Source organism: Streptomyces sp. NPDC043680 (assembly GCF_056436685.1).
Map to the genome: position 1 here is coordinate 1 of NZ_JBWKCE010000018.1, position 14,394 is coordinate 14,394.

The window sequence follows — 14,394 nt, forward strand, 5'->3', positions numbered from 1 at the left end:
GAACGCTTCCCGCAGGACACTCTGACGTACCAAACTCACGACCACGGCCTTCGTGCTGAACCCATGCCTCTGTGACGGAGCACAGGATCAGCCGAAGGCCGCCTTCACGTCCGCTGAAATGCGAAAAAGCCGATCAAGTACGAGCCGTGTTCGATGCCGGACCATAAACGTCAAGTGAGGTTCACTCCGCGGACGTCGCCCGAGCCGTGAGCTGGGGGAAGCGCTCTTCCCAGACCTGCCGGATGTGCCTGCTGACCAGGGTCCGCAGGATGGGCCACTGCTCGGTCAGCAGGTCACGGTTCAGGAGCGCGGTGAGGTCGTCGCGCTGTCCTTCGGCCAGTACGGTGCGGTACAGGCTCATCCGTTGCCGGGGCCGGTCCAGGTCGTACGTACGCAGACCGGACCACGCGACATGCAGGGGCAGCCGCACGGGTCCACGGGACGGACCGGCCAGTTCGCCGAGAGAGGCGGGCAGGCGGCCGTCGTACCGCTCGCGCAGGACCTCGGCGACTGGCGCCGGTGAGACGGAGGACGACAGCTGAGCCATGAGGCCAGTATCCGCGCCCGACCTTCCCTGGTACTGCGGGGCGCGGCATCATGCTCCACCTGCCCGGCTACGGCCTCCGTTCCGGCCGCCCCCATATCCGAACATGTGCGGGATCGCTCAGGCTCGGTGTACCGCCTTATTGCGGAGCTGCCCCGTCAGGCTGCGGCCGGACAGCCGGTCGCGTTCCCAGCCTTCTGAGATCAGAAAATCGAGATGGCCGCAAGGGTTCACCCAGCCCCCGCGCGCCCGACGAGGAGGCCTGCTGAGCTGCACCTGCACGATGACGACGGAACCCGCGCAAGTTTTTCGAAAGCAGCATTTCACGCAAACCTCTGTCCGTCCGGCCCGCTGTCGGCTTGAGGCAAGCATGCGAGGGCCTCGACCAGTTGTCGTACGGACACGGCGCCGGAGTCCGGGAGGGCAGCCTCCGACCAGGCGCGTTGCGCGGTGGCCGTGTCGCCCTCGGCGGCTGCCAGGACGTTCTGCTTGGCGCTGTTCTCGTGGATCGGGTCGGTGTCGAGGCCGAAGTCCGCCAGGTGCACGACGATGCGCACCTCCAGCTTCGGATTGGACGCCATCCGCTCGTTGAGGCGGTAGACCCGGACCCGGTGGCCGATCAGCGCCCGGGCGCGCTCGATCATCGCCCGGCCGGCCTCGGAGTCACCGCGGTCGGTGCGGATCGGCTGCTCCAGCTCGCCGGAGGTGTTGCGTAGCACCAGGACGCCGCGGGTGCTAGTTGCCTCCAGGCGTACGTCCAGCAGCGTCGCAGTGAACTGCTTCGCGGCATCCAGTCGGGCGGTGTCCTGACCGACGGTGTCCCCTAGGACATAGAGGCTTACGGCACGTTCTCGGACGCGGTCGGTCCAGTCCGCTTCTTCGCCCGGCGGGCACGGACCGACGGCATGGGCTGCGGCGATGACGAGGTCGAGGTCACGAGGGTTCATCGCTCCATCCTGACCGACCCAGCGCCGGCAGCCGGACTCGGCGGGTTCGGCTTGCCGCCGCTCTCAGGGCGCAATTGCGGCCTCGTCATGCCTCGCCTTCGCCGTCGCCCTGCTCGACTCCGGCCTCGCCTCCTCCTCGGTCGGCACCTACGCGGGGCAGTTGATCATGTCGGGCTTCCTCGGGCGGTCCCTGCCGCTCACCGTGCGCCGGGGGATCACGCTCCTGCCGAGCATGGTCATCCTATGCACGGGCGTCGATGCCACCCAGGCGCTGGTGTGGTCACAGGTGGTGCTGTCCTTCGCCCTCGTACCGCTGATCCTGCTGACCCGCGACCGTACGGTCATGGGCCCGCTGGCCAACCGGCCCCCTGACCACCGCGGCGGCCTCGGTGGTCGCAGTCCTGGTGATCGGCCTTCTACCTCGTCGGGCAGGTCCTCACGGGCTGAGCGGAGCAACGGGGGTCCATACCACCGGCCTTGTTGCACTCCTCTTGCAATTGCCATCAACATGCAATCCAATGGCGGTAGTTGTAACCGCAGCCCTCGCCGCACGCCCCTTACCGTCAGTCCTGACAGGATACGGAGCGCACCATGCCCCACCTGCTGCCGGAGCCCGGACCGCAGCGCACCATCGCCGCCTCGAACTTCGTCTGCACCGTCGGCAGCGGCCTCTACCTGACCGCGGGCGTCCTCTACTTCACCGAGGCCGTCCGGCTCCCGGCGGCCCAGGTCGGCCTCGGGCTCGGCATCGCCGGGATCCTCGCCCTCGCGGTCGGCATCGTCGCCGGCCACCTCGCGGACCGGCGCGGGGCGCGCGGCGTGTACGCCGCCACGCTCGTGGTGCAGGCGTTCGCCACGGCCGGCTTCCTGCTGGCGGACAGCTTCTGGCCGTTCGTGGCGGCGGTCTGCGCGGCCACCGCGGCGAAGGGCGCGGGGCTCGCGGCGCGCAGCCCGATCATCCGCCACCACGGGGGCGAGCGGCCGCAGGAGTTCCGCGCCTACCTGCGCGCCGTGACCAACATCGGCATCTCCCTCGGTGCCGTGCTGGCAGGCTGGGCGGTCCAGGCCGGAACGCAGAACGCGTACCGCCTCCTCGTCATCGGCAACGCCCTCGCCTTCGCGGCATCGGCGGTGATCGTGCTGCGCCTGCGGCCCGTCGCGCCCGAACCGGCCGCCGACGGCCCGCGCTGGATCGCGCTGCGCGACCGGCCCTACCTCGCCCTCACCGTGCTGGACGGCATCATGGCCATCCAGTTCAAGGTGCTGACCGTCGCCATCCCGCTGTGGCTGGTCGCCGCCACGGACGCGCCGCCGTGGCTGATTTCGGGGACCATGCTCCTGAACACCGTCCTGGTCCTCACCTGCCAGGTTCGGGCCAGCCGCAGCATCGACACCCCGACGGCGGGCGCCCTCGCCTACCGCCGCTCCGGCGTCGCCTTCCTCGCCGCCTGTGTGCTGATCTCCCTGTCCGCCGGGATCCCGGCCTGGGCCGCGGCGGCGCTGCTGCTCGCCGCCGTCGCCGTCCACACCCTCGGCGAACTGTGGCACTCGGCCGCCGGGTTCGAGATCTCCTTCGCGCTGGCCCCACGGCACGCCACCGGGCAGTACCTCGGCGTCTTCGGCCTCGGCGCCGGCCTCGCCGAAGCGGTCGGGCCGGCCCTGCTGATCTCCCTGTGCATCACCTGGGGGCGGCCCGGCTGGTACGTGGTGGGCGCGCTGTTCGCCGTGACGGGCCTGGCCGCCCCGCCAGCCGTGGCCTGGGCCCGACGCCGCGGCTACGCGGGCGCGGCCCGGCACGGGGACACGGCGAAGGAGGCCACGGCGACTGCCTGAGGCGGACGGGCGGGTCAACCAGGACGTGCCGGCGGATATCGGCGCCCCTCTGGCCGACCGTCGACGGGCTACGACGCCCACCTGCCAGCCGGCTCCGTCGCGGAGGGGAAGGCCGGGCCCTCAGACGACTCCCTGGGCAAGACGGTCCCGGGTGGGATACGACGTCCGGACGGGCGGTCTTCCGACCGAACGTGAAGCCACCCTCGTATAAATTCCCTTATACAAGGGTGATTGCCCAGGAACGATCGTCAGGGGAGGGCCGCATGACCACGCATCAGGGTCCGGCGGGAGGAGCGTCGACGGCGGCGGTCGACGAGGACACCGAAGTCCTCGATGCCGAGCTCGTCGACGAAGCGCTGCTGCCCGCCACCATCCCCTCGGCAGCCGCGCCCCGGCCACTGCTCGACCGGCACACCATCCTCCACCCCGGCGAATCCGTACCCACCGAGGCGGACGCCCCGACCTACACCCGCCGGGACTTCGAGGTGTCCCCGGCCACGGCGGAGCGTCTGAAGAACAAGGCCGCACCGGCCAACACCAACCGCAACTACAGCAGCCAGCGCAAGAACTTCGCCGAATGGTGCGAGGCGATGGGGCGCGTGGCACGCCCGTGCACGACGGCCACGTACGTGGAATGGGTCGCCGGCCTCATCGCCCGGGACATGGCCCCCAACACGATCCGAACGTACATGTCGGGCGTCCGTACGTGGATGCCGGAGGACCAGCGTCCTGGCACCACCGAAGCCCGCGGCATGCTGGCCGAGTACCGCAAGGAGTGGGGCAAGCGGAACCGCGTACGCAAAGCCCCGCCCATCACCGAGCCGATGCTGCGCGCCATGGTCGACACCTGTGACCTGCGCACACCGGCAGGACTCAGAGACCGGTGCGCGCTCCTGGTAGGCCGGGGAGCACTGAACCGCCGTATCGAGCTGGCAGACCTGGACATCGACGACGTCGAGGTGGAGGACAGCGGCGTCGACCTCTGGATCGCGTACTCCAAGACGGATCAGGAGGGAAAGGGCGAGAGCACGTTCATCCCGGCCGACCCCGCCGGTCCCGCGCTGTACGACCCGGTGTCGGCCGTACGGGACTGGCTGCACTGCCTGCACCGCATGGGTGTCCACGACGGCCCTCTGATGCGCGCCCTCACCTCGAAGGGCAGGCTCCAGAACCGCACTGCCGCGACCACCCGGGGCGACTACGTCACGGGCGACGCCCTCAACGACTGGATCCGCCACCGCGCCTACCTCGCGGGCTTGCCCGGCTGGCACCTGATCACCTCACACGGCCTGCGCCGCGGCGGCGCCCAGCAAATCGCGGACGCCGGCGGCGACCCCACCCAGCAGGGCCGTTGGAAGCCCGGCTCGGCAACGGTGAAACGCGAATACCTCGACCGCGCCCAGAACCGAGCCCAGAACCCGTGGCACAAGGTCCACATGCGGAGCACGCTTTGACTGATCGGAGGCAGTGGGGGACCGGCCTCGGGGAACATCGGTACAGCCGTTGGCGCTGAGAACGATTGCGTTCGCTGAGTACGGGCGCATCGCCAAGACCGAGCACCTGCTGCGGGTGGTCGACCGGGTCGACGACACCTACCGGCGGCAGATGAACCGGCAGCTTCGTCGTCCAGAGGACGACGGCGTTGAGGACCAGGCCGAGGAGGCCGAGCTGGTCCCCCTGCCTTCGCGGTACGCCTGGTGGATGGTGCCGCGCTTGCCGTGGCACACGTCCCGGCCAGCGTGTGGCGGGGCTCCTGCACGGTGAGTGTCCAAGGGGCCCTCGACCTGTGCGTCGGCCCGATCCGCGCCTGTCACCTCGAGGAAGCCGGGGCCTGCTGAAGCTTGCACGGCGTGTCAGCAGATCGTCATGGCGCGTCCGGCGCGGCCCGTTAACCGCTTCCGCGGCCTGCCGTGGCGAGTGGCAGCGCCGCCCACGGTCTCTCCGGTGGGCCTGGACGGCCCGGGGCCCCGCAAGTGCTCCAGCAGACCCAAGGCGCTGTCCGGCCGGCACAGGGGGCGGGCGATGACGCCGGGTACCGTGCGCAGCACCTCGGCGGCCTCCCGGGCGGAACACGCTCGCGCCCGGCTGCCCATCCGGCACTCTCACTCTCCCGTGTGCACGCTGGTGGGCTCTTGCCGTACGCCGATCCCAAGGTCGACGCCGAGACGCTCGGACCCGGCAGATACGGAGGGCCCCGCCCGATCTGATGATCGGGCGGGGCCTCGCTCGTTCTTCCCTGGTGTCAGGAGGTGAAGTAGCCGTTCAGGTCGGCGATCACGTCGGCGGATCCGGAGTTGTTGTAGAACGTGACCCGGCCGTCCACGACGGGGACGACGACGAGGTTGGCGACGGTCTGCCCGGGGACGTAGTTGAGGTTCGACACGCCCGGCCGTGTGATCCCGTGCGGGTGGACGATCAGGTGGCTGGCCTCGGTCGGGTTCGTGACCGTGACGTTGAGCACGACGGCGGTGACTCCTTGTGCGGGGACTCCTGCGGCGCCGGTCACCTGGAGGTGGACGACATCGCCCGGACCCACGGCTCCGGCGCGGGCGCCGGTGCCGTCGCGGGTGTCCAGGAGGCGGACCGGACCGGCCGCGGAGAAGGCGGAGCCGGTGGCCGCGTAGTAGCCGGTGACGTCGGCGATGAGGTCGACGGAACCGGAGTTGTTGCGCAGGTCGACCTTGCCGTTGACCACGGGGACCGTCACCAGGTTGGGGACGATCTGTCCGGGCGTAAAGTTCAGGTTCGACACGCCCGGCGCCGCCTGGCCGTTCGGGTAGACGGTGACGTGCCCGGCCTCGGTCGGCTGCACCGCCGTCACGTTCATCACGACCGCGGTCACTCCGGTGGCCGGGACGCCCTTGTCGCCCGCGACCTGGAGGGTAACGACCCCGCCGGGTCCCACGCGCTGCTTCTTCGTACCCGTACCGTCACGGGTGTCCAGGAACCGAGCCGGGGTGATCGGGTTCAGCGCGGAGCCGGCACCGGCCTGATCGGTGTAGTAGCCGGTGACGTCGGCGATGAGGTCGACGGAGCCGGCGTTGTTGCGCAGGTCGACCTTGCCGTTGACGACCGGGACGGTCACCAGGTTGGGGACGATCTGCCCGGGCGCGAAGTTGAGGTTCGACACCTTGGGCGTGGCCTGCCCGTTCGGGTAGACCATCACGTGTCCGGCCTCGGTCGGGTGGACGGCGGTGACGTTCATGACCACGGCCGTGACCCCCGTCGCCGGAATGCCCTTGACCCCGGCGACCTGGAGTGTGACGACCCCGCCCGGTCCGACGCGCTGCTTCTTCGCACCGGTGCCGTCACGCGTGTCCAGGAACCGGGACGGCCCGGCCGGCACGAAGCGGCTGCCCGTCTGGACGGGCGCGGGGGCGGTGACCGTGTACGCCCTGGGCAGGTAGCCCGGGGAGGGCACCCCGCTGGTGTACTTGGCGCCGTCGAGGAGCAAGTCGTACTGTCCGGGTTCCAGCCCGTTCGTATCGACGGTGACGTGCAGCTGCTTTCCGTCGGTGTTCGCCGTGATCGGCTCCAGCACCCGCTCTGTCCAGCCGTTGCGGATCAGCTTGAGCTTGGTGCCGACGGTGAGCCCGGTACCGCTGACGACAGCTTCGGTACGCGTGCCCGCCGCGCTGGTCGACGGGCTGATGCCGGCCGGGTCCAGCGTTGGCACAACGCAGCCGGAGTCACAGATCCCCCTCAGGTGGAAATCGACGGGAGTGCGGGACCGGCGGGGGCTCAACAGCAGGACCGCTTGGCCGGGTGCTGCGTCGGCGCTCGCGCGGCAGCCGAAGAACAACCGGCTGTCGTCCCCGTTGGTGCACCCGTAGCCGCTGTTCATCGAGGTCCACCCCGGGCTGCTCAGCAGGTCCAGGTCCGGCTTCGCGCCCCCAATGTCAGAGGTGTCGCCCGAGACCGTGAATGACTGGCCGGGCCTCATGTCGATCACGGCGCAGTAGGCGGTGGAGGTTTCGGAAAGGGTGCCGCTCCGTTCGGGGAAATTGTTGACCCAAATCCGGTTGGCGGTGCATTCCGGGGCCCAGCCCGAGGCCGTCCCCACTCGCCAGGTGTCCAGTTTCACCGCGAGGGGGGCGTCGGGGCGGGCAGCGTGGGATGTGATGACCGCTGTGTACGACGTCGAGCCGTCAGCACGGCAGGGGGCGAGGGGCTCCGGGCACACGAATCGGCCCTCCCTGTCGACAACGGTCAGCTGGGTGACGTCACCGCCCGAATTGCCGGGTGTCCGTGAGGCGATCCAGAGTTTGTCCGTGGTGGCGGCGTCCACGCGCACGCAGCGTGCATCCAGCACGGACGTGAGGTCGAGGGCGAGAGAGGGGCCGCCTGTCTTCGTCGAGGCCGCGGCCGGGCACTGCGCGGTTGCGGACACGTCACGGCGGACCAGCTTGTACGTGTTGAATCCGCCCCGGCTGACGAGCAGCACCGTGTAGGGCACCCCGGAGGCGAGGGAGCATCTGGCGGCCGTTTCGGAGGAGCCGGTCTCGCATTTCACGTCGCCCGCCGCGTCGACCCACATGACCGTCGCGTTCGGGTAGCCCGCGGTTTCGGTTGAGCCGATCAACTCGGCGTTGGAGTGCGCGTCCCCCGGCACGCTCAGGCAGCCCCAGGTGTTGTCCGGGGACACCGATACCTCGGCCCCCCAGGCACCGTTGCCGTACGCGGAATGAGGCCACGGCGTGCAGCCGACGGCCTCACCCGTCCTGTGGAACACCAGTCCGTAGCTCGAGTCCGGCTGCCCGCTCAGGTATGCGCGGAAGGGAGCGGTGCCGGTCAGTTTGCAGATGGGCCCGGTGTCACACTGCAGGGTTCCGGACGCGTCGTACACCTTCACACGGGCAGGGTTGCCGCCGGCGGGCGGCCGGTTCAGTGTGTAGATGCCCTTGCCGGTGGCGGTCGGCAGGGTCAGGCAGAACTGCTGTCCGGGCGCACCGAACGCTCCGGTGACCGGACCGGCCACGAGGCCGTTGTCGTGGGTCGTCGTGCATCCCCTGGTCTCCTTGGCGGAGACGAATGCGATACCGAAGGTCGTGAGATTCCGGGACCGGGGGTCTGCCGACCAGGTGTAGTCACCGGGGGCCAGGTCGCAGGTTCCGTCGTCGCAGCCGGGTATGACGTCGCCGGCCACGGAGACGAGCCGCGAAGGAAGCGGGACGTTGCCGGAGGAAACCTCGGCGAAGGAGTGCTCGGCCGCCTGCGTGACCCGAAGGGTGCGGCAGTGCTCCGGGCTCAGATCCGGGGCGACTCCGAAGGCCTGGGGGACGACCAGCGCGCAGCCCTCTGGCTTGGAGAGCCGGGCCACGGAGTAGTTATAAGCGACCGCGCCACCCCAGGGATGCACCGCCGAGATGCGGAACGGCGCGGTGCCCGTGAGTTTGCAGTCCATCGCGTCCTCCCCGCGGGAGTAGGACGTGCAGATCTGCTGCCCGGAGGCGTCGTACACGCTGTGCAGGACTTCGGAACTGGAGCTGTAGGCGCGCAGGACGTCACTCGCTGCCAGGTCCAGGGTGTAGCAGTCGCCCGCCGAGCCGGTGGGCAGCGTCCGGGGGAACACGGTCGGTCCGCCGAGCCTGCGGTCTCCGGCGCCGATGACCTTGCATGCGGTGGACGAGAGCAGCGGAGTGTACGACACGGAGATGCCGTTCGCCACGGCGCTCTTGTCCGTGACTTGCAGTGTGTATGTCCCGGCCTGACTGGTGGGGCACTGCCGGATCGCGGGCGCGCCCCAGGCGACGTCGCACGCGACGGTGGCGCCGCCGGGCGCGATCAGCTTGGTGGTGGACGACTGGGTCGTGGTGACCTGGAGCAGGACGAGGTCCTTCTGCTGCGGCAGGGCGAGCGAGAAGGACGCCGTCTTGGACGGGTCCACCGTGCAAGTGACGACCGTGTGCGGAGCGACGGCTGCCGGGCACGGACCGGAGACGTCGCTGTTCTGGAGCGTGCGTACGGTCGCCTGGTGGTCGGCCGTGGGATCCGGCGTCGGCGTGGCCTGCGGACCCGCGGTCTTGGGCGGGGCCGTGGCCGGGGCGGCCGTGGTGGTGGTGGGTGCCGCGGGGGCCGCGGCGGCGGTGCCGGTCTGACCTGCGAGTGAGGCCAGCAGGGCGAGCAGCAGGGTGCCCGAGGCGGCTCTCGCGCGGCCCCGCCCCCGTCTTCTCCGCTTCTTTCTGCCGATCGGCAGCAAACTCATGAACCCCCCAGTTCGGATGGGCCCGACCCCCGTGACCTGCTCGGGAGCTCTGGGCAGCCGGAGTTTAGCGCCTGCCCCGGACAGCCCGAGGGGGCGGGATGCGCCGTGCACGTCCCGCCCCCACCAGGCAGGAGGCTCGGGGCGCGGCCGCCGACTGGCGGCCGGCCTGCGCAGCCCGGACCGGACTTGCTCGACCAGGGCGCCGACTTGGTCCACTATCAGGCGCAACGCCGGCAGCCAAGGGACCCTGGCGGTCCCTGCCCAGCGGAATCCTGGAGACGCCCGCCATCGACTGTCGCCCACAGCGATACTGCTCGCAGTGATTCGCAGCCTGAGGCAGTGAGCGCGGCAGGCTGAGCCGGGGGGTGTGCGTGGCAGGGTCGGGGCAGCGGAGCCGGTCTCGGGGTGAGCTGATTCGTCAGAGGGCGCGGTCGCAGTTCGTGGGGCGGCGGGTGCAGTTGTCGCTGTTCACGGAGAACCTGGCCAAGGATCCGGAGTCGGCGGAGTTCTTGTTTCATGTGCGCGGAGTGGGCGGCGTCGGCAAGAGCACGCTGCTGAGGCAGTGGCAGCAGGCAGCACGGGCAGCCGGGGCGATCACCGCGGTGGTGGACGAGGGGGACGTCCACGGTGTGCAGCAAGCCCTGGTGGAGCTGGCACGGCAGTTGGCCGAGGAAGCGGGGCCGTTCAAGGAGTTCGACCGAGCCGCCGATCAATACCGCCGGGAGCAGGAGGCAGCCGCCGAGCCCATGCCGCTGGAGGGGGCCGACGTAGCGGAAGGCGGGCCATCGGTCTCCAGCCGGCTGGTGTCGCAGGCCGCGCTGGGTGCCGTGTCGCTGATCCCCGGAGCCGGAGTGGTGACCGCCATGGCGAACCCGGACACTGCTGCCCAGGGGCTGGGTCGTCTACGCGCCGGGGCGCGCGGCCGTGGACGGCGCTCACGCGGCGGCGATGTGGCCGGGGTCAATCGCGCGTTCGTCTCCGAGTTGGGCCGGCTGTGCGAGCGGTACCCCTGGGTGGTGCTCTTCCTCGACACGTGGGAGCAGACCGGACGCTATATGGACGAGTGGCTCCGAGAGCTGCTGAGCGATGGTTTCGGGTCGTTGCCGGCCAACGTGATGGTGGTGCTCGCAGGACGGGACGAGCTCAGGGAACGGGAGTGGGCCGAGTTGCGGGCGCAGGTGGCCGACGTACCGCTGGAGGAGTTCACCGAGGCGGAGACGCGGGAGCTGCTGGCTGCGAGGGGCGTGACGGAGCCACAGGTGGCGGAGGCCGTGTGGCAGCTGTCCATGGGGCTGCCGCTCCTGGTGGAACTCCTGGCGCTCACCAAGCCCGAGGCCGCTGATGACGTGGACGCGAGCGGGGACGTGGCGGATGCTGCCGTTGACCGGTTCGTGCAGTGGATCACCAGCTCGCAGCAACGTGAGGCGGTCCTTGCATGCGCGCTGGTGCCGCAGCTGAACGAGGACGTCTTCGCCGCCGCCGTACCAGCAGAGGCGCAAGGGCTGTGGCGGTGGCTGTGTGAGCAACCGTTCGTCACGGGCCATGGTGACTTCAAGCAGTACCACGCCGTGGTGCGGGCGAGCATGGTGCGTCAGCAACGTACCCGCTCACCTCAGCGATGGGTTGCGGCGCATCTTCGACTGGCGGAGGCCCACGCCGGCTGGCGCTCCGCTGCCGAGTAAGGACTTCCCGAAGGGAAGCGGTGGAGTGATGCCCGATGGCGTCGGCACCACGTGGACGAGACCTATCACCGGCTCTGTGCGCAGCCTGCTGCTCATCTGCCCTCTGCGCTTGACGAAGCCGTCCATGCCGCTGGAGCGAACACGGCCGCCCTGCGGCAATGGGCCGATGCCCTTGAACAGGCAGCTCGGGACACGGCAGACCCCGAGCTCCTGCTCTGGGCGCGGCGCCTTCAGGACGCCGTCTCCGGTGATGAGTCCCCCGCCATGGCCTCGCTCACCGCGCTCCTCACCCACGGTCGGCTCACCACCTCGGCACGGGCCTGGGCCCACACCTACCGGGGCCGGCACCTCTACCTTGAGGACCGCGATGAGGAAGCCCTCACGGAACTCAGCCGGGCCATCAGCCTCGACCCCCGCAACGGTCGTGCTTGGGCCTACCGAGGCAACTCCCACCGCTGGCTCGGTCACGCTGAGCAGGCCATCAGCGACCTTTCGACCGCGCTCACCCTCGACTCGACCTTTGCCTGGGCGCTCGTCTCACGCGGTGAAGCCCACCGCGAAGCCGAACGCTTCGAAGAGGCCATCACCGACCTCACCGCCGCACTCGAACTGGACCCCACCGACGCCTGGGCTTACAGCCAACGCGGTGAAGCCCATCGGCAGATCGACCGTTTCGAAGAGGCCATCACCGACTTCACCGCCGCACTCGAACTGGCCCCCACCGACGCCTGGACACTGGGCTCCCGCGGACAGACTCACTGGCAGGCCGACCGCTATGAGGAGGCCATCAGCGACCTCACCGCCGCACTCGACCAGGAGCCCGATGAGACGTGGCTACTCGTGGCACGCGGAATGGCACACCGAGACGCCGGCCACGACGAAGCAGCCATCACCGACCTCACGGCCGCATACGACATCGATCCGACCAGTGTCCCGTCCTGGTCCAGCGCGGAATCGCCCACCGCGAGGCCAGCCGCTACGAGGAGGCGCTCACGGACTTCACCGCCGCGATCGGCTTGGATCCGACCAGCGAATTGGTTCTCATCCACCGCGGCTTGGCGCACCTGAGGGCCAGCCGGTACGAAGAGGCCATCACCGACTTCACCGCCGCACTCGAACTGGACCCCGACAACGCCTCGGCCCGCGTCTCACGCGGGATGGCACTGCGGGAGGTCGACCGCTACGAAGAGGCCATCACCGACTTCACCGCCGTGCTCGAACAGGACCCCGACAACGCGGAGCTGCTCGTCTCACGCGGGGTCGCACACCGCCATGCCGGCCACCAAGAGGAAGCCATCACCGACCTCACCGCCGCACTGGAGCTCAAACCCACCCACGCCCGGGCCCGATTCTCACGCGGAATCGCACTCCGGGAGGCCGACCAGTACGAGGAGGCCATCACCGACCTCACCTCGGCATTCGACCTGGACCCCACCAACGCCTTGGCTCTAGTCCAGCGCGGGCTCACACACCGGGAGGCCAGCCACTACGAGGCAGCCATCACCGACCTGACCTCCGCACTCGACCTGGACCCCACCAACGCGTGGGCCCTCGTGGTGTGTGGGATCACATACCGAGAGGTCGATCGCTACGAGGAAGCCGTGAGCGACCTCACCGCCGCACTGGGCCTGGACCCCACCCTGGCCTTCGCCTACAGCCAGCGCGGAGAGGCTCACCGGGAAGCCGGCCGCTTCGATGAGGCCGTTGACGACTTCACCACCGCGCTCAGCCTGGATCCCCATGACGTCTGGGCCCGGGGCTCCCGCGGGCAGGCTCACTCTCAGGCCGACCGCTATGAAGAAGCCCTGAGCGACCTCACCGCCGCACTCGACCAGGAGCCCACCTCGACATGGCTGCTCGTCGCACGCGGAGTCGCGCACCGGAATGCCGCCGACTATGAACAAACCCTCGCCGACTTCACGGCGGCGCTCAGCCAGAACCCCCGGCTCGTGTGGGCACTCACCCAGCGCGGCGTGGTCCACCAGGCACTCGGCCACTTCGAAGAGGCCATCACCGACTTCACCGCGGCACTCGACCAGAACCCCACCAGTACGAGTGCGCTCGTGATGCGCGGGTTCACGCATCGGCAGGCGGCCCACTATGAAGAAGCCCTGGCCGATTTCACCGCGGCACTCCATCAGACTCCCCGGGTCGGGTGGGCACTCGTCCAGCGCGGCATGGTCCACCAGGCACTCGGCCACTTCGAAGAGGCCATCACCGACTTCACCGCGGCATTGGATCTTGACTCCGGCAACGCTTCGGCACTCACCCAGCGCGGCGTAGCCCACCGTCAGGCCGGCCACTACGACGAGTCCGTCACCGACCTCACCGCGGCGCTCGGCTTGGACTGTTCCAACACACCGGCACTGAGAGAACGGAGCATCACCTTCCGCCAAATGGGGGACTACTCGCGAGCAGCTGACGACCTCGAACGAGCACTGGCGGTCGACCCCGATGGCGACGGCCTTTTCTTCGAGAAGGCGATGCTCGACACCGTCCGGTCAGGAATCGACGAGGCCAGTGCGGAACGTTGGACGGACCTCCTCGAACACCACGTCGATGAATCAGTCGACGGTCCTCGACCCCTCGTCGCCTTGGTCCGGATTCTCCTCTTCGGGCCGGAGAGCCAGGTCTCCGAGGCCACCGAGCTGCTCCTCCCGCGCCTCTCGGACCACGGCGCTCTCGCAGACCTGCAGCACTACCTCATCGAGTGTGCGGCCTTGGAGGCCGAGGTGGCTCAGCGGGTGGGGACGTGTCGACGCGTCATCTCGGAGCGCAGGAACGGGTGAAGATAAACGGGAGAATTGAGTCAGGGCGAAGCTGATGGACCGCGAGCGGCGCGACGGGCCCGGCTGCCCCAGCGGAATGTCTCTAGCGCGCTGCGCGGAAGAGGTCCACGGAGGATGGGGTCATCCCCGCGGGCGCGGGGAGCAGCGCGACTACATCACCGAGCACACCCGCAACCTGGGGTCATCCCCGCGGGCGCGGGGAGCAGAGCCTCGCGAAAGCGTCGATGACCTGGGGGGTCGGGTCATCCCCGCGGGCGCGGGGAGCAGCTTACTGACCTGCGACTCTATCCGGGCGATGGGCCGTTTTTCAGCACTTCCATCGAATCCGGCAATCAACGTGTCTCATGCCAAACTTTGCGCCCAAACCAGCACCGGTGCTTGGCAGGCCGACGAC

Annotated in this window: 9 protein-coding genes and 1 pseudogene; 6 read left to right on the forward strand and 4 right to left on the reverse strand. The window is 69.6% G+C overall.

Annotated elements, in window-relative coordinates:
* Positions 1–181: 181 nt before the first annotated feature.
* Positions 182–547, reverse strand: a complete 366-nt coding sequence (locus AC0666_RS27410) for a hypothetical protein (protein ID WP_478708478.1) — start codon at positions 545–547, stop codon at positions 182–184.
* Between the two features lie 320 nt (positions 548–867).
* The gene (locus AC0666_RS27415) at positions 868–1,491 is read right to left on the reverse strand and encodes a hypothetical protein (protein ID WP_478708479.1); all 624 of its coding nucleotides are present in this window, start codon (positions 1,489–1,491) and stop codon (positions 868–870) included.
* 109 nt (positions 1,492–1,600) lie between these two features.
* Between AC0666_RS27415 and AC0666_RS27420 the strand changes: the two genes are divergently transcribed.
* From AC0666_RS27420 to AC0666_RS27430, 3 genes are all read left to right on the forward strand, one after another.
* Positions 1,601–2,170 carry a divalent metal cation transporter gene (locus AC0666_RS27420; RefSeq protein WP_478708554.1) on the forward strand — a complete coding sequence of 190 codons (570 nt, stop codon included), beginning with the start codon at positions 1,601–1,603 and terminating at the stop codon, positions 2,168–2,170.
* On the forward strand, positions 2,083–3,324 hold the full coding sequence (locus AC0666_RS27425) for an MFS transporter (protein ID WP_478708480.1): 1,242 nt from the start codon (positions 2,083–2,085) through the stop codon (positions 3,322–3,324). Before AC0666_RS27420 ends, AC0666_RS27425 begins: the two co-directional genes overlap by 88 nt.
* Before the next feature lie 263 nt (positions 3,325–3,587).
* Entirely contained in the window at positions 3,588–4,778 is a 1,191-nt protein-coding gene (locus AC0666_RS27430; protein ID WP_478708481.1) for a site-specific integrase, read from the forward strand.
* 163 nt (positions 4,779–4,941) lie between these two features.
* Here AC0666_RS27430 and AC0666_RS27435 read toward each other — a convergent pair.
* Positions 4,942–5,092 (reverse strand): annotated as a pseudogene (locus AC0666_RS27435) (Tn3 family transposase); the annotation flags it as partial.
* 474 nt (positions 5,093–5,566) lie between these two features.
* Entirely contained in the window at positions 5,567–9,529 is a 3,963-nt protein-coding gene (locus tag AC0666_RS27440; RefSeq protein WP_478708482.1) for a hypothetical protein, read from the reverse strand.
* A gap of 452 nt (positions 9,530–9,981) precedes the next feature.
* Between AC0666_RS27440 and AC0666_RS27445 the strand changes: the two genes are divergently transcribed.
* Genes AC0666_RS27445 through AC0666_RS27455 form a run of 3 tightly spaced genes read left to right on the forward strand, consistent with a single transcriptional unit; the run spans position 9,982 to position 14,000 of the window.
* On the forward strand, positions 9,982–11,211 hold the full coding sequence (locus AC0666_RS27445) for a hypothetical protein (RefSeq protein WP_478708483.1): 1,230 nt from the start codon (positions 9,982–9,984) through the stop codon (positions 11,209–11,211).
* Positions 11,212–11,262: 51 nt separating this feature from the next.
* Positions 11,263–12,279 (forward strand): tetratricopeptide repeat protein, encoded by a 1,017-nt coding sequence (locus AC0666_RS27450; protein ID WP_478708484.1) that lies wholly within the window; start codon positions 11,263–11,265, stop codon positions 12,277–12,279.
* Entirely contained in the window at positions 12,165–14,000 is a 1,836-nt protein-coding gene (locus AC0666_RS27455; protein WP_478708555.1) for a tetratricopeptide repeat protein, read from the forward strand. Before AC0666_RS27450 ends, AC0666_RS27455 begins: the two co-directional genes overlap by 115 nt.
* Positions 14,001–14,394: the final 394 nt, after the last annotated feature.